This window comes from Serratia sp. TSA_130.1 (assembly GCF_052691795.1).
Window position 1 is genome coordinate 299,694 of the sequence record NZ_JBQZFS010000004.1, and the last position, 18,981, is coordinate 318,674.

Below are 18,981 nucleotides of genomic sequence, written 5' to 3' on the forward strand. Positions count from 1 at the left end.
TATGTTTCATTACATACGGAGAGTTGCACCATGCCTCTGACATTTTCCACCCGGCTGCGTTTTTCCGCGTTGAGTCTGGCGATTGCCTGCGCTCTGCCTACGGTGGCCTTGGCACAAAACACCAGCACGACACCCTCTTCTTCCCCCGCGACGCCGGCCAAAAAAGCCAAAGCCGCTGACGAAACCATGACCGTGGTCGCCACCGGCAATCAGCGCAGCAGCTTTGAAGCGCCGATGATGGTGACGGTCATCGAAGGCAGTTCGCCGGAAAGCCAAACTGCGGGGACCGCTGCCGATATGCTGCGCCGCGTGCCGGGCATCACCGTCACGGGCTCCGGCCGCAGCAATGGGCAGGATCTCATGATGCGCGGTTACGACCGACGCGGCGTGCTGACGCTGGTCGACGGCATCCGCCAGGGCACCGATACCGGCCATATTAACGGCACATTTTTAGATCCTGCGTTGGTGAAGCGCATCGAAATCGTGCGCGGCCCTTCTGCCCTGCTGTACGGCAGCGGCGCGTTGGGTGGCGTAGTGTCTTATGAAACTGTCGACGCCGCCGACCTGCTGTTGCCAGGCCACGACAGCGGGTTCCGCGTCTACGGCACCGCCGGCAGCGGCGATCACAGCTTGGGCATGGGCGCCAGCGCCTACGGCAAGACCGATAACCTCGACGGCCTGCTGTCGTTCGGCACCCGCGACGTCGGCAATCTGCGCCAGGGCAATGGCTTCGATGCCCCCAACGACGAAACCATCAACAACGTGCTGGCCAAAGGCACCTGGAAGATCGACGACAACCAGTCGCTGGGCGGCAACCTTCGTTACTACAACAACAGCGCCCAAGAGCCGAAAAACCCACAAACGCCAGCCAGCTCCGCTGGAAACTTAATGACCGATCGTTCGACGATCCAACGCGACGCGGCTCTGAGTTACAAACTGAAGCCGGTCGGCCAGGATTGGCTGGATGCTGAAGCGAAAGTGTATTACTCGGACGTGAAAATTAACGCGCACGCCAGCGGCAGCGAAGATGAAGCGCGCAAACAAACCACTAAAGGCGCCAAACTCGAAAACCGCACACGCCTGTTTGCAGATACTTTCGCTTCGCACCTGTTGACCTACGGCACCGAGGCTTACAAACAGGAGCAAACGCCGGGCGGAGCGACCGAAAGTTTCCCGCACGCAAAAATCAACTTCGCTTCAGGCTGGCTGCAGGACGAAATCACGCTGCGCGATCTGCCCGTCACCCTGCTCGCCGGCACCCGCTATGACAATTACAAGGGCTCAAGTGACGGCTATGCCGATGTGGATGCGAACAAATGGTCCTCACGCGGCGCAGTCAGCATTACCCCCACCGACTGGCTGATGCTGTTCGGCTCCTATTCTCAGGCGTTCCGCGCACCGACGATGGGTGAGATGTACAACGACTCCAAACACTTCTCCATCCCAATGGGGCCTACCACCATCACCAACTATTGGGTGCCGAACCCTAATTTGAAACCGGAAACCAATGAAACTCAAGAGTACGGATTTGGCCTGCGTTTCGACGATCTGCTGCTCGCCGATGATAGCTTGCAGTTCAAAGCGAGCTATTTCGATACCAAAGCCAAGGATTACATCACAACCGACGTCACCATGGAGCTGGGACGCGGCCCGCGCGGCCCTTACTGCATCAGTTGCACCACCTTCTCGACCAATATCGATCGCGCAAAAATCTGGGGATGGGACGCTACGCTCAGCTATAAAACCTCTTGGTTCGGCTGGGATTTGGCTTATAACCGCACCCGCGGCAAAAATGAAGCGACCGGTGACTGGTTGAGCAGCATCAATCCGGACACCGTCACCAGCTCGCTGGATGTGCCGCTGGGCGAAACCGGTCTGTCCGCCGGTTGGGTCGCCACCTTCGCCGAACGCGCCACCCGCGTGCAGACGGGGACGCCGGAGCAAGGCGGCTACGGGGTTAACGACTTCTATCTGAGCTACAAAGGCCGCGACCGTCTGCAGGGCGTCACCACCACCGTGGTGCTGGGCAACGCCTTCGACAAAGAGTACTACTCGCCGCAGGGCGTCCCGCAGGATGGCCGCAACGCCAAACTGCTGGTCAGCTACCAGTGGTGATCATTTGACTATCTGGCGGACATCCGGTGTGTCCGCCATTCGCATCACAGCGCAGGAGAATCCCGCATGAGCAACACCCTGTACGAACGTTACCAACAGGCTAAAATCGACCATCCCGGTAAATACGCCCGCGATCTGGCGGCGATCCTTGGCGTCAGCGAAGCAGAGCTGACGCACGCCCGCGTTGGCCACGACGCCCGCCGCCTGCAGGCCGACGCACGCACGTTGCTGACCGAACTCGAGCAAGTGGGCGTCACCAAGTCCATCACCCGCAACAGCTATGCGGTGCATGAGCAGATGGGCCGCTACCGCAACCAGCACCTCAACGGCCACGCCGGGCTGATCCTCAACCCGCGCGAGCTGGATCTGCGCCTGTTCCTCAACCACTGGACCAGCGTCTTCGCCATGAGCGAAACCAACAAGCGCGGCGTGCGCCACAGCATTCAGTTCTTTGACCCGCAGGGCGATGCACTGCACAAGGTCTACACCACCGAGGAAACCGATCTGCCGGCCTGGATGGCGCTGGTGGAACGCCACCTGAGCGAAGAAAACCCGGCGCTGGCGCTGCAGCCCGCCGAGGCGGCCACCTCCGATGAAGCCACGCAGGATCAGGCCAAAATCGACGCTGAATGGCGCGCGATGACCGACGTGCACCAGTTCTTCCAGCTGCTGAGCCGCAATAAGCTGACGCGTCAGCAGGCCTTCCGCGCTGTCGGCGACGATCTGGCCTATCAGGTGGACAACAGCGCGCTGTCGCAACTGCTGGAGGCGGCGCAGCAACAGCAAAATGAGATCATGATCTTCGTCGGCAACCGTGGCTGCGTGCAGATTTTCACCGGCCAGATCGAACGGTTGATGCCGCAGGAAGGCTGGATCAACGTGTTCAACCGCCGCTTCACGCTGCACCTGATTGAAAACGCCATCGCCGAAAGCTGGATCACCCGCAAACCGACCAAAGACGGCATCGTCACCAGCCTGGAGCTGTTCGCCGCAGATGGCACGCAGATCGCGCAGCTGTATGGCCAGCGCACCGAAGGCCAACCGGAACAAACCCAGTGGCGCGAGCAGGTCGCCGCGCTCGCCGCCAAGGACATCGCCGCATGAAATCCTCCTTGATCCGCCGCCTGGCGTTGATGGTGACGCTGACGCTGCCGCTCACCGCCGCCGCCGCGCAGCGCATCGTCTCGATCGGCGGCGACGTGACGGAAATCGCCTTTGCGCTCGGCGCCGGCGACGACGTGATCGCCCGCGACAGCACCAGCCTGCATCCGGAAGCGGTGAAAAAGCTGCCGGACGTCGGCTACATGCGCCAGCTGAACGCCGAAGGCATTCTGGCGCTGAAACCGACGCTGGTGCTGACGACCGAGCTGGCGCAGCCGGCGCTGGTGCTCAAACAACTGGCGGACAGCGGCGTCAAGGTCGTCAGCGTGCCGGGTGACACCACCCTGCAAGCGGTGCCGCAAAAAATCGCCGCGATCGCCGCCGCGCTGCAGCGTGATGAGCAAGGCAAGCAGTTGAGCGAGCGCTATCAACAGCAGCTGGCGGCGGTCGATACCACTCCGCTGCCGGTCAAGGTGCTGTTTGTGATGAGCCACGGCGGCATTACGCCGATGGCGGCCGGGCAACACACCGCCGCCGACGCGGTGATCGCCGCCGCCGGACTGAAAAACGCCATGCAGGGTTTTGACCGCTACCGTCCGCTGTCGCAGGAAGGCGTCATCGCCAGCGCGCCGGACCTGTTGCTGGTCACCACCGACGGCGTGCGCACCCTCGGCGGCGAACAGCAACTGTGGACGTTGCCGGGTCTGGCGTTGACGCCGGCAGGTAAGCAGCGTCGCGTGCTGATCGTCGATGACATGGCGCTGCTGGGCTTCGGTCTGGAAACGCCGGCGGCGCTGGCCAAACTGCGCCACGCGGCGGAGCAAAAGTAATGCGCTGTCGCACCTCGCCTCAGTTAGCCATCATCGGCCTGCTGGTGCTGCTGACGCTGCTGGCGCTGGTCGCCGCTAACCTGGGCGCGCTGACGCTGTCGTTTGGCACCCTGTGGCGCGAACCCTTCAGCGACGCCGCCTGGCACATCTGGCTGAACATTCGTCTGCCGCGCGTGCTGTTGGCGGTGGTGATCGGCTGTGCGCTGGCGGTATCCGGCGCGGTAATGCAGGGGCTGTTCCGCAATCCGCTGGCGGATCCGAGCCTGCTGGGCATCAGCAGCGGCGGCGCGCTGTTTGTCGCGCTGTTCATCGTGATGCCGCTGGCGTTGCCGGTGACGATCGCGTTGTATGGCCACATGCTGGCGGCGTTCCTCGGCAGCCTGCTGGTATCGCTGTTGATCTACGGCATCAGCCGCAGCGGGCACGGCAATCTGTCGCGGCTGCTGCTGGCGGGCATCGCGATCAACGCCCTGTGTATGGCTGCCATCGGCGTGCTCTCCTACATCAGCAGCGATCAACAGCTGCGCCAATTCTCGCTGTGGATGATGGGCAGCCTCAGCCAGTCGCAATGGCCGACGCTGGCCGTTTCCGCCTCGCTGATCCTGCCCACGGCACTGCTGACGCTGCTGCAGGCGCGTCGTCTGAACCTGTTACAGCTGGGGGACGAAGAGGCACACTACCTCGGGGTGAACGTTCAGCGCGCCAAGCTGCAGCTGCTGCTGTTGAGCGCCCTGTTGATCGGCGCGGCGGTGGCGATGAGCGGCGTGATCGGCTTCGTCGGTCTGGTGGTGCCGCATCTGGTGCGCATGCGCCTCGGCGGGGATCACCGCTGGCTGCTGCCCTGCTCTGCTCTGGGCGGCGCCTGCCTGCTACTGGTCAGCGACACGCTGGCGCGCACGCTGGTGGCGCCGGCCGAAATGCCGGTGGGATTGATGACCAGCCTGATCGGCGGCCCTTACTTCTTGTGGCTGGTGATGCGCCAGCGGGAGCGAACCAGTGGATAACGCCGCCAACCTCACGGCCCGGGAGTTGCGCTACAGCCTCGGTACGCGCCGCTTGATCAACGATGTTTCGCTCAGCCTCGCCGGCGGTGAAATGGTGGCGATTATCGGCCCTAACGGCGCCGGCAAATCGACGCTGCTGCGTTTGCTGACCGGCTATTTGACGCCGGACTGTGGCGAATGCCGGCTGCTTGGCCGCCCGCTGGAACACTGGGCGCCGCAGCAGTTGGCCAAAGTCCGAGCCGTGATGCGTCAATACAGCGATCTGGCGTTCCCCTTCAGCGTGGAAGAAGTGGTCAGCATGGGACGCGCGCCGCACGGCAAACGCGACGAGCACCAGGCGATCCAACAGGTTATGGCGCAGACCGATTGCCTGGCGCTGGCGCAGCGCGACTATCGTCAGCTGTCCGGCGGCGAACAGCAGCGGGTGCAACTGGCGCGGGTATTGGCACAGCTGTGGCAGCCGCAGCCGTCCCCCGCCTGGCTGTTCCTCGACGAGCCGACTTCGGCGTTGGATCTTTACCACCAGCAGCATACCCTGCGCCTGCTGCGCTCGTTGACGCGCCAACAGCCGCTGGGCGTCTGCTGTGTGCTGCACGATCTCAATCTGGCGGCGCTGTACGCCGACCGCATCCTGCTGTTGCATCAGGGGCGCCTGGTGGCGAGCGGCACACCGCAGGAAGTGTTGCAGACGGAAATCCTCACCCGCTGGTACCAGGCCGATCTCGGCGTGATTCATCATCCCGAAGTGTCGTTGCCGCAGGTCTATCTGCGCCAATGAAACGTTCAAGGGCGCCATGAGGCGTAATGCCGCTCAGTTAATCCTGAGTGGCATTTTTTTATCCAGCCTCTGGGCGTTCTGTGCAGGGGAATTGCCGTAAATGTCCCGCATTTCTCTGTGGCCAACATGAACGGCAATTGGAGGGGCCGATGGCGCGGCCCCTCCACCCGCGCCTTTGCTTAACACCGTCTGTCCGCTATGCGGATACCCTCGCCGCGTCTGCGTTGTCGGGCGGGTCGGCTGCGACAAACGTCCCTGTTAGTCTCGCCTCAACCGGCCTTCCCTGGCCGGTTGCCCCTGACAACGCCGTCTTGCTCGGCAGCCGGTGATGCGCGCCCAAGGTCAACACCTGAGCTGGCTGCTATCGGGAAATCTGTCGCTTATGAGGTTGTGGTAGAGAAGTTGGAGATGAGCGCGGTGTTGGGCGCCCTTGAAGACGCCGAACGCAGGCATAGCGCATTAGGAGAAACCGCCATGGACGGCGGTTTCAGGTGAGACAGGCAGGGACGCCTGTCGCAACCGGCCTCAATGCGCTATGGCGGAGAGAGGGCAGTTGGCAAAGCCAACCGTCTGACAGGGCAAAGGCGCGGGTTGCCAGGGGCCGCGCCTTCGGCCCCTGGCTCGGTCGAGGTGCGTGAGCCACATGAGGCATCTCACTTTTATCGACCGAAAATTTCACGAACGCCTGCATAAAAACGCTAACTGACCAGCATTACGCCATGAGGCGCCCTTTTTTCATCTCAGCTGGAGCAGGAAATCTCCAGATGTTTGCCCCAGTCCGGCGGCAGCGCGGCGAGATCGTCATACTCCGGCGCATCGTCGAACGGCCGCAGCAAGGCCTGATGCAACCGCTGCAAACGGCCGACGTCGTCTTTCTCCGCATCCTCAATCGCTTGCTGGGCCAGGTAGTTGCGCAGGATCAGTCGTGGGTTCACCGCCTTCATCGCCCGTTGCCGCTCCGCGTCGCTGACCTGCTCCTGCTGCAAACGCTGACGATATTGCTGATACCAGGCGTCGAAGGCCGCGCGGTCGATAAACTCATCGCGCAGCGGCGACTGCGCCTGTTGCTGTTCGGTTTCGCTCAACAGGCGGAACGTGCGGGTATAGTCCCGCCCTTCCTGGGCCATCAGGCTCAACAGGCCGGTCAGCACGTCGTTATCCTGCGCCGTCGGCGTGAAGAAGCCCAGTTTGGCGCGCATCTGTTCGCCATAGGCGCGCATCAACGCCGGTTCATACGCCGCCAACGCCTGCTGCAGCTGTTCGGCAGTCATCAGCCCCGACAAGGTTTGCGCCAGGCGATGCAGGTTCCATAACGCCACCGCCGGCTGATTATCAAAGGCGTAACGCCCTTGATGGTCGGAATGGTTACAGATATAGCCGGGCTGATAGTCATCGAGGAAGCCGTAAGGGCCGTAATCGATGGTGATGCCGAGAATCGACATGTTGTCGGTGTTCATCACGCCGTGGGCGAATCCGACGGTTTGCCAATGGGCGATCAGGCGCGCCGTGCGTTCGACCACGTCGGTAAACCACAACAGGTAACGATCGGCCTGATCCTGCAACTGCGGCCAGTGACGGGCGATGACGAAATCCGCCAGCTGCCGCACCTGCTCCGGCTGTTTGCGGTAATAAAAGTGTTCGAAGTGACCGAAGCGCACATGGCTTTCCGCCACCCGCAGCAGCATCGCGCCGCGTTCCGGCTGCTCGCGGTATACCGGTTGTTGACTGGTGACAATAGTTAACGCACGCGTGGTGGGGATCCCCAGATGGTGCAACGCCTCAGAGGCCAGAAACTCGCGGACAACCGAACGCAGCACCGCGCGGCCATCCCCCATGCGTGAATACGGCGTCAGCCCGGCGCCCTTCAGGTGCCAGTCACGGTGACTGCCGTCCGCCAGGACTTGTTCGCCCAGCAAAATGCCGCGCCCATCGCCCAGTTGCCCAGCCCAGACGCCGAACTGGTGGCCACTGTACACCTGTGCCAACGGCTGCATGCCCGGCAGCAGCGTTTCCCCCGCCCAAATCGGGGTTTTATCCTGAGTAAACCAACTGTCATCCAGCCCCAGCTCGCGCGCCAGCGGCTCACTGTGGTACAGCAGGCGCGCATCCTTGAGCGGCGTCGGGTTCAGGGCGGTGTAAAAACCGGGTAATTGTTGATAGTAAGCGTTATCGAATTGCGGCATAGGCCCTCCGTTTCAGCGTAGTGTAGAGCCTGAACGGGAGGATTAACACCGAAGGAATGCAGGGAGAACGCATCCGCCTGTCGCCAGAACGGATGCGGGAGGTTTCGCGTGAGGAAACGCGCTGAACGTCGGCTGACAAACGCGGTTATCAGCAAAACGTGGGGGAATAACGGCGACTGAATCACGCTAAACATCACCCCGTCGCTTATTTACCTCATTGTGTGTAGTTTTTTTGTATCACTTCTTAATTATTGAACTCGCTGGGCATCGCCAGCAAAGCTTGCAGATTATCCACACCAACGCTGGGCCATAAAAAACCTTGCAGGCCTAAAACACCGGCGTATCTGAGTTTATTAAAGTACTCTTTTTTCTCTATTCCTCCGACGATCACGCCTTTACACAACAGGTTGATATTCTTTAACAACGAGTCGATGACCACGTCATACCCCTGATGGGTAAACAGCTGCCAGTAAAAACGCTTGTCTATCTTTACGTAGTCAAACAAACCATCGTACAACGCGGTCAGCGTGGCTTTACCGGAACCGAAATCATCAAGCCATAGCGTAAACAATTCGCTTAATCGCCGCACGCTTGTATTGTTCTTTCCGGCAGAAAGATTCGGAAAACTCTCACTCATTTCAAATGCAATAAAAGGATATTGCCGGATCCTCTGGCACAAGGCCGGATCGGAAAGAATAAGCTCGACGATGGTTTCTTCGATATTGATGGTCAACTGCACGCTGTTACCGGTAAACCAGGCAGCATGCTGCTCCGCCAGTCTCAATTGCTCATTAAATAACTCAATCCTTTGTTCAGGCGCCAATAAATTAATCCCAATTTCGGCCGGCATGGCTAAATCACCGTCGAGACTGTTGAAACGGCTCAACATTTCCACCGCCAACAGCCCACCCTCCATTGAGTAAACAGGTTGAAAAACATAGCTACTAATAAAGTCAGCTTCGAGTTGGATGTTCATTTTAATGCCACAGGATGAATGGCTAGCGTATCATCGTATATCAATATATTTTATCGATCAATCCTTCTGGGATTAATCGGAAATATCAATGCAAATGTTCGTAAAATATCATTTAATTGATAGATTAAAGCTATACGACAATCGCGAACGGCGCAAAGAAAAGCAGCCGCACTTATGCCATTTTTCTCGTTCGGCGCGTGATGCGAAAAGATATTTGGCTTAAGTGGAATGGATTTGAGGCCAAATTTGACTTATCTCCTTTGTTTTAATTAAGAAAAATCCTAAATAAAGTAAAATAATCTTTCTGACTTAACGCCAATTTTTCCAGCCGTTAACGATGACTGATTAAATTTAATAACGCATCAATTCCGCCCGTTATTCGCCGCATTGAAAACCTGAAAAAATGCCCACCTTGATTTTCAGAAAATCTGCGCTACGCCCAGCGAAACGTCGCTTTCAGCGATAAAAAAAGGGATGAGCACGCTCATCCCCTCGCAGCCAGACCGCCCGGCTAGCGGATGGTATCGCTCAGCCATTGCCGCAGCTCGGTCAATTCAGCCGCCTGTTGCGGATAGGCCGCCACCAGGCGGTCGCAGCAGGCGGCGACGGGCTCACTGCGGTACGCGCAGCCCACCAGCATGTCCGCCAACCGCTGTAGCGGCGCCGGATTCAGGCTGTCGGTGAATACCTGCGCACGAACAATTGTCCCCTTCTCGACATCGAAGAACAGGTCCACGCCGCCCCAGACGAAGCGTTCATTTAGCAGATGGCTGAACGCCGGCGCCTTGCCGAAATTCCATTCCCAACTGCTCTGTTTGGCGAACTGCGCGGCAAAATCGGGCAGATCGGGGAATACATCCGGCGAAATGATCTCCGGCTCGGCCGTCTCGCCATAGTGGGCGAAGAAGGCCTGCACGATCGCCTCACACACCTGCTCATGGCTGATGCCCGGCAAAAACTCCGCCAGGTTGGCGACGCGTGAACGCACCGAGGTGATGCCCTTGGCCTGCAGTTTTTTGGGATCCGGATTGAGGTAGTCCGCCAGCCGCTCCAGATCGGCATTCAGCAACAGCGTGCCGTGGTGGAAACCGCGATCCTGCGTTTCGCGATAGGCGGAGCCGGATATTTTGCGCGGCCCATCGGCAGTTTCCATCACCAGGTCATTGCGCCCCGATGCGTCGGCCGTTACGCCCAACTGCCGCAGCGCTTGCAGAATGATGTTCGTAGAGACGCTTTTATCGTACCCCGGCTTGCCGGCCATAAAGGTGAAACAGGTGTTGCCCAAATCGTGGAATACCGCCCCGCCGCCGCTGCTGCGCCGCGCCAGCCGAATGCCATCCTGTTCCATACGCCGGGTGTTGCACTCTTTCCAGGGGTTCTGCGACTGGCCGATCACCACCGTTTCGGCATTGCGCCACAGGAAGAGGATTTTTTGCGTGGTCATTTCGCGGAAGATGCACTCTTCCACCGCCAGGTTGAACCAGGGATCGTAGGAGTCGGAGATCAGTAAACGCAAACTGTTCATGGCAGGCACCGTTCAAAACACGTGATGCCGCCATGATACACCAAATCAACGGGTTAAGGCTAAATGCGCCGCGCCTGCCAGTACACCCGTTTCCAGTAAACGTTATCGAGCGAGGAGCGGATCACCCCGCGGCTGGTCGAAGCGTGGATAAATTGGTCGTTGGTATCGTAAATGCCGACGTGCAAACCGTTCTCACCGCCGCCGGTTTTGAAAAACACCAGATCGCCCGGCATCAGTTCGTCGCGCGAGACCTTGGTGCCCAGCGAGGTTTGCTCTTCGGTCGAACGGGGCAGCTGCATATCGAAGCGATCGCGGAACGTGCGGTAAACAAAGCCGGAGCAATCCACGCCGCCGCGATCCAGGCCGCCGTAACGGTATGGCGTGCCGTACCACTGGCGCAGTTGTTCATTGAGCTGAGCCACCACCACGATAGAATCCGCCAGGCGGCCGCTGGGTGGCGGCGCATGGCTGCTGCAACCGGCGAGGATTAAACTGGCTAATAAAAACCACACACGCATCCGCATAATATCCCTTCATTGAACACGTTGCCGCATTATGCCATTCGGTACACCACTACACTGCCTGCGAGGCAAAGCCGGCACCACGTAAGGAAAGCGCTATTTCGCGTTAATTTATCTCCCGCACGGGGAAAAAGGCAAGCGCCATGAGGGAGATAATAGCAGGATCGCCGGTTTTGGCCCTATTGCGGCGATTTGGTCTCGGATTTGCTGTTAATCAGCCAGACGCCGAACAGAATAAACAGCGTGCCCAACGTTTTCAGCAGCGTAGCGGATTCGTTAAACCACGGCAGGATCACCGCCGCCAGGTAAACCAGCGCATAGCTGACGCTCAGCAGAGGATAAGCGCGGTTTAACGGCAGATGGCGCAGCGCAAAGAACCAACACAGCATCGACAGCGCATAGCCAAAGATGCCGCCGCCCACCGCCAGCAGCGGCAGCCAGTAGTCGCCGATCAGCGTCAGCGAGACATCGGCGAACGACATCAGCGGGATCTGAACCATGCCCCACTTCATCAGCAACTGCGCCAGCGTCACCAGCAGTACGCTGGCGGCGCCCCAGGCATAGCCCTTCATGAATGCACGCTCATCAGCAGGATCCCCAGCATAATCGACGCCACGCCACACCAATGGCGCGCGGTCGTCGGCTCATGAAACAGCCAGCGCGCGGCCAGCGTCACCATCACGAAGTTAAGGCTGAGCATCGGGTAAGCCAGGCTGAGCGGCAGGCGTTGCAGCACATTGAGCCACACCGCCATGCCCAGCCCCAGCAACAGCACCGCCAGCGCCAGCCAACGCAGCGTCTGCTTGAGCCGCGCCTCGTCCGCCCGTTCCCAGCAGTGCGCCGCCTGCTTCTGGCACAGCTGCCCACCACAGGTGAGCAGACTGACCACTATCACCAACAGAAAACCGATCATGGTTGCTGTTTATACCACATCAGCACCAGACGGTTCATGCGATCCACCTTGTCTGCGGCAGGCAGTTCCTGCGGCAGCGCTTCGCCGCGGGAGAGCTGCAACACCAGCGACACATTCCCCTGCTTGCGCGCCTGCGCCAGCCACTGCGGGAAGTCGGCGTCGCTGATCAGGTGCCCTTTGGCGTCCGGATACTCCAGACCATAGGCCACCTCGCCTTTCTGGCTGTACATCAACACGTCGCTGCGCTTGAGTTCCCAGGCCAGGCCGGCCGCCAGCCCGACGCTGTCGCTCAACACAAAGCGGCTGTCGCTCAGTTCGGCCATGGTTGCGCGGGCGAAGTTTTGCGGCAGTTTGGAATCGGTCACCTGTTGCGGGATGGCGTAACCAATCACCAGGCACAGCAACACCGGGCAAGCCGCCGCCCAGCGCCATTGGCGGCCGTTATCGCGCGCGGAGACCAGCGCGAACAGCAGCCAACCGCCGAACGCGATCAGGCCGAGAACCACTTTCGGCCACTCCTGCGGAGTAAACAGATGCGCTTTCGGCAGCAAACCGGCGCTCAACACCACCAGCGCCACGATGCCAATCAGCCCGAACAAGCCGTTCAGCCAGGCGTTGGCCTTAAACAGCCTGGCGCGCAGCGTGGCGGCATAGTCTTCCGCATAGGCGGTCATCAGCAGCGCCAGCGGCGCCATGCACGGCAGAATATAGGTCGGCAGCTTGCCTTTGGCGATGCTGAAGAAGATCAGCGGCATCATCGCCCAGCTCAGCAGGAAGAACAGCTCCGGGCGCTGCACGCGTTCGCGCCAACCTTTGAGCAGCGCGCCGGGCAGCAGCGCCAGCCACGGCAACACCGCCGCCAGCAGGATCGGCAGGTAATACCAGAATGGCGCCTTGTGCTGGGCGTTATCTTCGGCGAAGCGCTGAATGTGTTCGACCCAGAAGAAGTAATTCCAGAAATCGGGCTCACGTTGCGCGATCGCCAGCGCCCACGGCAGGCTGAGCAATGTGGCGGTCACGATCGCCACCGGGCCGTAGCACAGCAGATCCTTGATGCGACGTTGCTGAATGACAATCGGGATCACCGCGATCACCGGCACCGCCAGCGCCAGGAAGCCCTTGGTCATAAAGCCCATGCCGCAGGCCAAGCCCAGCAAGGCGTAGGCGCCCAGCTTGCCTTTGACCGAGGTGGCTTTCAGCGTCAGGTAATAGCTGACCATCGCCGCCGCCAGCCACAACGAAATCATCGGATCCAGCACACTGTAGGTACCGATGCTGAACACCAGCACCATCGACAGGAACATCAGCATCGCCAGGCTGGCGCGGCGCGCATTGCGCCACATCAGCATCGCCAGCGCGAACACCAGCAGCGCGGTCATGCCGGTGCTGAACACCGAGCCGAACCGCACCGCAAAGTTGTTTTCCCCGAACAGCCACTGGCTGATGTTATTGAACCAGTATCCCGCAACCGGCTTCTCGAAATAGCGCAGCCCCAGCAGGTGCGGCACCACCCAATCGCCGCGTTGCAGCATTTCACGACTGATCTCGGCATAACGCGTTTCATCCGGCTGCCACAGCAGGCGACCGTTAAGCGGGATCAGATAGACCAGAGCAAAAAAAACGGCCAGCAGAATGGCCCAGGATCCTTTTAGCGCCTTCATGTAACGTCCTTCACATCGGTTTGACAGCCCAGCCAACCTTCGCGGCCGGGGAAAGGAGCGCGCTTGATGCGGCCCAACGGCAGTGACGCCAAATCTTGCGGTAACAGCGCGCTCAGCGGGCAGAATTCGATGCCCTGCTGCCGTGCGCGTTGCAATAACTGTTCGAACATCGCCGCTTGCGACATGCCTTCCACTTCGGTGTGAATGGTGTACACCGGTACGCCGCGATCGTTCTCGATGGCGCGCAGAATGTAGTCGTTGAAGTCGGCCATGCTGACTTCGCTGCCGATCACTTCGTCGAAAGTCGGCAACGTCACCGGGATCTGCACCGTACCGTGACGCCCGTCGCTCAGCACCGGACGGAATGGATGGGTGCCGCGGCAATCGCTGTTGTAATGGAAGCCGAAGCGCTGCTTGACCTCCAGCACGCGCGTGTCGGCACGCCACCCTGCTACGGCGGAGCATTTCACCGGCTGGCCGGTGCTGGCGCTCAGGGCATCGACGCCCCGCTGCACCTGTTCGGTCAGCTGCGCCTCGCTCCACTTGCCGACGTTGGCCTGCCATCCCTGGTGATCCCAGGCATGCAGCCCGACTTCATGGCCGGCTTCGGCGGTGCGCTTCATCAGCGGCCCCAGCGCGCGTGAAATGTTGCGCCCCGGCCACGCGGTGCCGGCCAGCAGAATATCCAGACCGTACAGCGAAGCGGCGTTCGAGCGCAGCATTTTCCACAGAAATTTCGGACGCAAAAGGCGCCAAAGATGGCGCCCCATGTTGTCCGGTCCCACGCTGAAGAAGAAGCTGGCCTGAATGTCGTACTTTTCGAACAGGTCCAGCAATTGCGGCACCCCTTCACGGGTGCCGCTGAAGGTATCTACATCAACCCGCAGACCGACTTTCTTCATGCATCGTTCCCTTCCTGAACGGTAGTGCGCAGGAAGTAGTCCAGCGTATCGGCGACGGTTTGCTTCATCTCGATGGTCGGCTGCCAGCCCAGCAGGCGGCGCGCGTTTTTGATGCTCGGCGTGCGGTGCTCGACGTCCTGGTAACCTTTACCGTAGTAGCTGCTGCTCTCCACGTCCTTGAAGCCGGCAAACGGCGGGAAGCGGTCGCGCAGCGGGTGGTTGTTGAAGCTTTCCAGCAGCATTTCCGCCAGCTCGCGAATGCTCGCTTCGTTGGTCGGGTTGCCGATGTTGACGATCTGACCGTCGCACAGGCCGTCGCGGTTCTCAATGATGCGGAACAGCGCTTCGATGCCGTCGTTGATGTCGGTGAAGCAACGCTTCTGTGCGCCGCCGTCCATCAGTTTGATCGGCGAACCTTCTACCAGGTTGAGGATCAGCTGGGTGATGGCGCGGGAAGAACCGATGCGCGCGGCGTCCAGGTTATCCAGACGCGGCCCCATCCAGTTGAACGGACGGAACAGCGTGAACTTCAGGCCTTCTTTGGCGCCGTAAGCCCAGATCACCCGATCCAGCAGCTGTTTGGAGACCGAGTAGATCCAGCGTTGTTTGTTGATTGGCCCGACGATCAGACGAGAATGGTCTTCATCGAACTCTTTGTCGTCGCACATGCCGTACACTTCGGAGGTGGACGGGAAGATGATGCGCTTGTTGTATTTCACGCAGTCGCGAACGATCTTCAGGTTCTCTTCGAAGTCCAGCTCGAACACGCGCAGCGGGTTACGGGTGTATTCGATCGGCGTCGCGATCGCCACCAGCGGCAGCACCACGTCGCATTTCTTGATGTGATACTCGATCCACTCGGAGTGGATGCTGATGTCGCCTTCCACGAAGTGGAAGCGCGGGTTGTCGAGGAAGCGGCTGATGGCGTCAGAGCCGATATCCAGACCGTAGATGTCGTAACGATCGTCGCGCAGCAGACGCTCGGTCAGGTGGTTGCCGATGAAACCGTTGACCCCGAGGATCAGCACGCGGGTGCGGCGTTTCATCACGGCGTTGGGCTTGGCGGCCAGACGCACGTCGGTGACGATGCCCATTTCCTGCGCCAGGCGGCTGCCCTGCACGTACAGGCCACTTTCGTTCTGCCCGGCGACGATTTCCAGCGCGCCTTCGCCACAGGCGATGACCAGCGGGGCGGTGCTCAGCACGGTGCCCGGTTGTTTATCGTGTTGGGTATCCAGCACGCGGGAACGCCAGACGATCAGCTTGCGCTGGCCGAGGTAGCTGAATGCCCCCGGGTACGGTTCAGTGACGGCGCGGACCAGGTTGTTGATCTCTTTGGCGGATTTGTGCCACAAGATCTCGCCGTCCGCCGCGGTGCGGCGCCCGAAGTAGCTGGCCTGAGACTCATCCTGCTTGGTAAAAGTGGCGGTGCCGTTCTTCAGCTTCGGCAGCTGCTCTTTCAACACGGCCTGTGCGGCTTCCAGCACTTTTTTGTGCAGCGTCAGCGCGGTGTCGTTGTCGGCGATAGCCACTTTCTGCTGGCCCACAATGTCGCCGGCGTCAGGGCGTTTCACCATTTTGTGCAGGGTGGCGCCGGTTTCGGTTTCGCCATTCACCAACGCCCAGTTCACCGGCGCGCGGCCACGGTAGCGCGGCAGCAGCGAACCATGCAGGTTGAAACCGCCCAACGGGGCCAGCGACAAGATCTCGTCGCTCAGCATGTGACGGTAGTAGAACGAGAAGATCACGTCCGGCTGCAGTTCGCGAATGCGATCAACCCACAGCGGGTGGTTCACGTCTTCCGGCGCATAGACCGGCAGATCCAATTCGGCGCCCAAACGGGCCACGGAGGAGAAGAAGTTGTTCTCACCTGGGTCGTCGGTGTGCGTGAACACAGCCTGCACGTCATAACCCGCCTCAGTCAGCGCTTTTAGACCTGCGCAGCCAATATCATGGTAAGCAAATACAATAGCTTTCATCATTCTTCTTCCTGAGTATTGTGGTCTTGCTGTACGCCGACCACTTTCTGAACAAAATAGCGAGGACGTGCGCGCACGTCGGTATAGATGCGGCCGATGTATTCACCCAGTAGCCCCATGCCGACAAACTGGGCGCCGATAAAGGTGAACAGGACGGCGAAAAGCGTGAACACGCCGCCGGCGGCCCATTCAGGACCGAGCAGCAGACGCAGCGCGATCAGCACCAGCGCCAACACGAACCCGGACAGCGCCACGATGCTGCCGACCACGCTGAGCAAACGCAGCGGCGTAGTGGTCAGACAGGTGATCAGGTCATACATCAGGTTGATCAGCTTCATCAGGCTGTATTTGGAGTCGCCGAACTCGCGCTCGGCGTGACGCACGTCGATCTCGGTCGTGCGACGGGCGAAGGTATTCGCCAGGATCGGGATGAAGGTGCTGCGCTCATGACAGTGCAGCATCGCCTCAACGATATGACGACGGTAGGCGCGCAGCATGCAGCCGTAGTCCCCCATCGATTTGCCGGTGGCGCGTTGAATCATCATGTTGATTACGCGCGAAGCGCTTTTGCGGAACCAGGAGTCCTGACGGTTGGCGCGCACGGTGCCCACCACGTCATAGCCCTCTTCCGCCACGCTGACCAGCCGAGGGATTTCCTCCGGCGGGTTCTGCAGATCGGCGTCAAGGGTAATCACCAGATCGCCGGTCACCTGATTGAAACCGGCCATGATCGCTGAGTGTTGGCCATAGTTGCGGTTAAGCAGGACGGCAATCACGTGACTGTCCGGCTTTTCGGCCGCCGCGGTCAGCATGTCAGCGGAGTTGTCGCTGCTGCCATCGTCGACGAGAATGATTTCATAAGGTTGGGATAACTGCTTACAGGCGGCGGTAGTGCGCTCCAGCAACGCAGGCAGGCTTTCCTGCTCGTTGTATACCGGGATGACTATCGACACTTTTTTGATCGGTTCAACGCGAGACACGTAAAGACTCCACAACAGAAGACAAGGCATTGACCACGCGATCCACATCGGCGTCGGTCATATCAGGGAATAGCGGTAAGGTGCACAGCCGCGCCGAGTTCCATTCGGTATTCGGCAACGACAGCTGCGGATAGCGCTCACGGTAGAATTTCTGGGTGTGCGCCGCACGGAAATGCAGCCCGGTGCCGATGCCAACCTCTTTCAGGCGCTCCATCAGCTGGTCGCGATCGAGGCCGCAGCGCTCGGGATCGACGCGCACCATAAACAGGTGCCAGGCGTGGTCATGCGGATAATCCGGCACGCCCAACGGCTGGAACGGCGAGCCTTCCAGCGCGCTCAGGTAGCGCTGCGCCAGCGCCTTACGGCGCGCGTTCAGCTCGGCGAAGCGCGAAAGTTGCACCACGGCGATCGCCGCGTGAATGTCGGACAGGTTGTATTTGTACCCCGGCTCCACCACTTCGGCCTGCGGTTTGCGGCCCAGCTGCTGGCGATCGAAGGCATCGACGGCCAGGCCGTGGAACTTCAGGCAACGCAGGCGATCCGCCAGCGCATCGTCGTCGGTGGCGATCAGGCCGCCTTCGGCGCAGGTCACGTTCTTAATCGCGTGGAACGAGAAAATCGCCGTGCCGCGCGCGCCGACCCATTCGCCGTTGTAACGCGTGCCGACCGCATGGGCGGCGTCTTCGATCAGCGGCAGACGATGGCGTTCGGCCACGGCGCGCAAAGCGTCCATCTGCAGGGGGGCGCCGGCATAATGCACCGGAACAATCGCTCTGGTTTTCGGGGTGATGGCAGCCTCGACGTCGGCGGCGCTGACCATCAAGGTCTCACGGTCAACGTCGATCATCACTGGCGTAGCGCCCAGCAGTTCGATCATGTTGAGGGAGGAAACCCAGGTTTGGGAAGGGGTGATGACTTCATCGCCGGGCCCCACGCCCAGCGCCATCAAAGTGATGTGCATGCCCGCTGTGGCGGAACTGACGGCGATGGCGTGTTTACAGCCGAAGGTGGAACAGAAGTCGCTTTCCAGTTGCTGATTTTGCGGGCCGGTGGTGATCCAACCGGAACGCAACACTTTCTCTACCGCGGCGATTTCTTCGTCGCCGATGGCTGGACGAGAGAAAGGTAAAAATTGATCCATAGTTAACCCCAAACGTATCGGACTGCTTTTGATGACACTGTAAATCCCTTTCGTTTAACGAATATTAAACGCCAGAGAAGAATCGTTTCCGTGGATTAACTGCCAATGTAAGGCCGCAAGCTTAACTAAACCTTAAGACGAGACTTGTCATCAGTGGGAGAACTGATAGGAAGGTGCCGTCATCATTAATATAATTTTATTATGTAAATCAATTTCTTATATTTTTTAATAATTACTTACGTATTTTATTTTTGCCGAATCAAGCGTAGCACGTCATCGACGTTTTTCAAGAAAATCGGTATGAAAATGAGAGACCGCACAATATTCGCCGATGCTTATCTGACTATTTATATTCACTATGTTTAGTTTCCG

General features: G+C 59.7%; 16 protein-coding genes. 5 read left to right on the plus strand and 11 right to left on the minus strand.

The genetic code is table 11. The features are described 5' to 3' along the window. The first annotated feature begins 30 nt into the window (after positions 1-30). From ACUTQY_RS17060 to ACUTQY_RS17080, 5 genes are all read left to right on the plus strand, one after another. On the plus strand, positions 31-2,115 hold the full coding sequence (locus ACUTQY_RS17060; RefSeq protein WP_033642897.1) for a TonB-dependent hemoglobin/transferrin/lactoferrin family receptor: 2,085 nt from the start codon (positions 31-33) through the stop codon (positions 2,113-2,115). Between the two features lie 66 nt (positions 2,116-2,181). Beyond that, positions 2,182-3,219: a hemin-degrading factor gene (locus tag ACUTQY_RS17065; protein WP_033642896.1), complete on the plus strand. Its 1,038-nt coding sequence runs from the start codon at positions 2,182-2,184 to the stop codon at positions 3,217-3,219. Continuing rightward, positions 3,216-4,046: a heme/hemin ABC transporter substrate-binding protein gene (locus ACUTQY_RS17070; protein WP_033642895.1), complete on the plus strand. Its 831-nt coding sequence runs from the start codon at positions 3,216-3,218 to the stop codon at positions 4,044-4,046. Before ACUTQY_RS17065 ends, ACUTQY_RS17070 begins: the two co-directional genes overlap by 4 nt. Beyond that, positions 4,046-5,050: a FecCD family ABC transporter permease gene (locus tag ACUTQY_RS17075; protein ID WP_033642894.1), complete on the plus strand. Its 1,005-nt coding sequence runs from the start codon at positions 4,046-4,048 to the stop codon at positions 5,048-5,050. The genes ACUTQY_RS17070 and ACUTQY_RS17075 overlap by 1 nt, the downstream gene beginning before the upstream one ends. Continuing rightward, complete coding sequence (locus ACUTQY_RS17080; protein ID WP_033642893.1) at positions 5,043-5,828, plus strand: heme ABC transporter ATP-binding protein; 786 nt, start codon at positions 5,043-5,045, stop codon at positions 5,826-5,828. Before ACUTQY_RS17075 ends, ACUTQY_RS17080 begins: the two co-directional genes overlap by 8 nt. A gap of 740 nt (positions 5,829-6,568) precedes the next feature. Here ACUTQY_RS17080 and ACUTQY_RS17085 read toward each other — a convergent pair. The 11 genes from ACUTQY_RS17085 to arnB form a co-directional block, all read right to left on the minus strand. Further along, the gene (locus ACUTQY_RS17085; RefSeq protein ID WP_033642892.1) at positions 6,569-8,011 is read right to left on the minus strand and encodes a protein adenylyltransferase SelO; all 1,443 of its coding nucleotides are present in this window, start codon (positions 8,009-8,011) and stop codon (positions 6,569-6,571) included. 244 nt (positions 8,012-8,255) lie between these two features. After that, positions 8,256-8,987, minus strand: a complete 732-nt coding sequence (locus ACUTQY_RS17090; RefSeq protein WP_033642891.1) for an EAL domain-containing protein — start codon at positions 8,985-8,987, stop codon at positions 8,256-8,258. A gap of 511 nt (positions 8,988-9,498) precedes the next feature. Further along, positions 9,499-10,512, minus strand: coding sequence for a lipoate--protein ligase A (locus tag ACUTQY_RS17095; protein WP_033642890.1), 1,014 nt, complete (start codon positions 10,510-10,512; stop codon positions 9,499-9,501). A gap of 59 nt (positions 10,513-10,571) precedes the next feature. Further along, positions 10,572-11,036 (minus strand): NlpC/P60 family protein, encoded by a 465-nt coding sequence (locus tag ACUTQY_RS17100; protein ID WP_016927954.1) that lies wholly within the window; start codon positions 11,034-11,036, stop codon positions 10,572-10,574. Between the two features lie 176 nt (positions 11,037-11,212). Continuing rightward, on the minus strand, positions 11,213-11,605 hold the full coding sequence (gene arnF, locus ACUTQY_RS17105) for a 4-amino-4-deoxy-L-arabinose-phosphoundecaprenol flippase subunit ArnF (RefSeq protein WP_033642888.1): 393 nt from the start codon (positions 11,603-11,605) through the stop codon (positions 11,213-11,215). After that, positions 11,602-11,946: a 4-amino-4-deoxy-L-arabinose-phosphoundecaprenol flippase subunit ArnE gene (arnE, locus tag ACUTQY_RS17110; RefSeq protein ID WP_033642887.1), complete on the minus strand. Its 345-nt coding sequence runs from the start codon at positions 11,944-11,946 to the stop codon at positions 11,602-11,604. Before arnE ends, arnF begins: the two co-directional genes overlap by 4 nt. Beyond that, entirely contained in the window at positions 11,943-13,607 is a 1,665-nt protein-coding gene (gene arnT / locus ACUTQY_RS17115; RefSeq protein ID WP_033642886.1) for a lipid IV(A) 4-amino-4-deoxy-L-arabinosyltransferase, read from the minus strand. The genes arnE and arnT overlap by 4 nt, the downstream gene beginning before the upstream one ends. Then, a complete protein-coding gene (arnD, locus tag ACUTQY_RS17120; protein WP_033652453.1) occupies positions 13,604-14,509 on the minus strand; it encodes a 4-deoxy-4-formamido-L-arabinose-phosphoundecaprenol deformylase in 906 nt (301 codons plus the stop codon). The genes arnT and arnD overlap by 4 nt, the downstream gene beginning before the upstream one ends. After that, positions 14,506-16,488, minus strand: a complete 1,983-nt coding sequence (arnA, locus tag ACUTQY_RS17125) for a bifunctional UDP-4-amino-4-deoxy-L-arabinose formyltransferase/UDP-glucuronic acid oxidase ArnA (RefSeq protein ID WP_033644264.1) — start codon at positions 16,486-16,488, stop codon at positions 14,506-14,508. The genes arnD and arnA overlap by 4 nt, the downstream gene beginning before the upstream one ends. Continuing rightward, a complete protein-coding gene (gene arnC / locus ACUTQY_RS17130; protein WP_033642884.1) occupies positions 16,488-17,468 on the minus strand; it encodes an undecaprenyl-phosphate 4-deoxy-4-formamido-L-arabinose transferase in 981 nt (326 codons plus the stop codon). The genes arnA and arnC overlap by 1 nt, the downstream gene beginning before the upstream one ends. Then, positions 17,455-18,609 carry a UDP-4-amino-4-deoxy-L-arabinose aminotransferase gene (arnB, locus tag ACUTQY_RS17135; RefSeq protein ID WP_169539551.1) on the minus strand — a complete coding sequence of 385 codons (1,155 nt, stop codon included), beginning with the start codon at positions 18,607-18,609 and terminating at the stop codon, positions 17,455-17,457. The genes arnC and arnB overlap by 14 nt, the downstream gene beginning before the upstream one ends. Positions 18,610-18,981 lie beyond the last annotated feature (372 nt).

Coding starts and splice junctions, on each gene's coding strand:
- ACUTQY_RS17100 (WP_016927954.1), bottom strand. CDS start 11,036: ATGCGGATGCGTGTGTGGTTTTTATTAGCCAGTTTAATCCTCGCCGGT.
- ACUTQY_RS17075 (WP_033642894.1), top strand. CDS start 4,046: ATGCGCTGTCGCACCTCGCCTCAGTTAGCCATCATCGGCCTGCTGGTG.
- ACUTQY_RS17090 (WP_033642891.1), bottom strand. CDS start 8,987: ATGAACATCCAACTCGAAGCTGACTTTATTAGTAGCTATGTTTTTCAA.
- ACUTQY_RS17095 (WP_033642890.1), bottom strand. CDS start 10,512: ATGAACAGTTTGCGTTTACTGATCTCCGACTCCTACGATCCCTGGTTC.
- arnB (WP_169539551.1), bottom strand. CDS start 18,609: ATGGATCAATTTTTACCTTTCTCTCGTCCAGCCATCGGCGACGAAGAA.
- arnT (WP_033642886.1), bottom strand. CDS start 13,607: ATGAAGGCGCTAAAAGGATCCTGGGCCATTCTGCTGGCCGTTTTTTTT.
- ACUTQY_RS17060 (WP_033642897.1), top strand. CDS start 31: ATGCCTCTGACATTTTCCACCCGGCTGCGTTTTTCCGCGTTGAGTCTG.
- ACUTQY_RS17065 (WP_033642896.1), top strand. CDS start 2,182: ATGAGCAACACCCTGTACGAACGTTACCAACAGGCTAAAATCGACCAT.
- ACUTQY_RS17070 (WP_033642895.1), top strand. CDS start 3,216: ATGAAATCCTCCTTGATCCGCCGCCTGGCGTTGATGGTGACGCTGACG.
- arnA (WP_033644264.1), bottom strand. CDS start 16,488: ATGAAAGCTATTGTATTTGCTTACCATGATATTGGCTGCGCAGGTCTA.
- arnD (WP_033652453.1), bottom strand. CDS start 14,509: ATGAAGAAAGTCGGTCTGCGGGTTGATGTAGATACCTTCAGCGGCACC.
- arnF (WP_033642888.1), bottom strand. CDS start 11,605: ATGAAGGGCTATGCCTGGGGCGCCGCCAGCGTACTGCTGGTGACGCTG.
- ACUTQY_RS17085 (WP_033642892.1), bottom strand. CDS start 8,011: ATGCCGCAATTCGATAACGCTTACTATCAACAATTACCCGGTTTTTAC.
- arnE (WP_033642887.1), bottom strand. CDS start 11,946: ATGATCGGTTTTCTGTTGGTGATAGTGGTCAGTCTGCTCACCTGTGGT.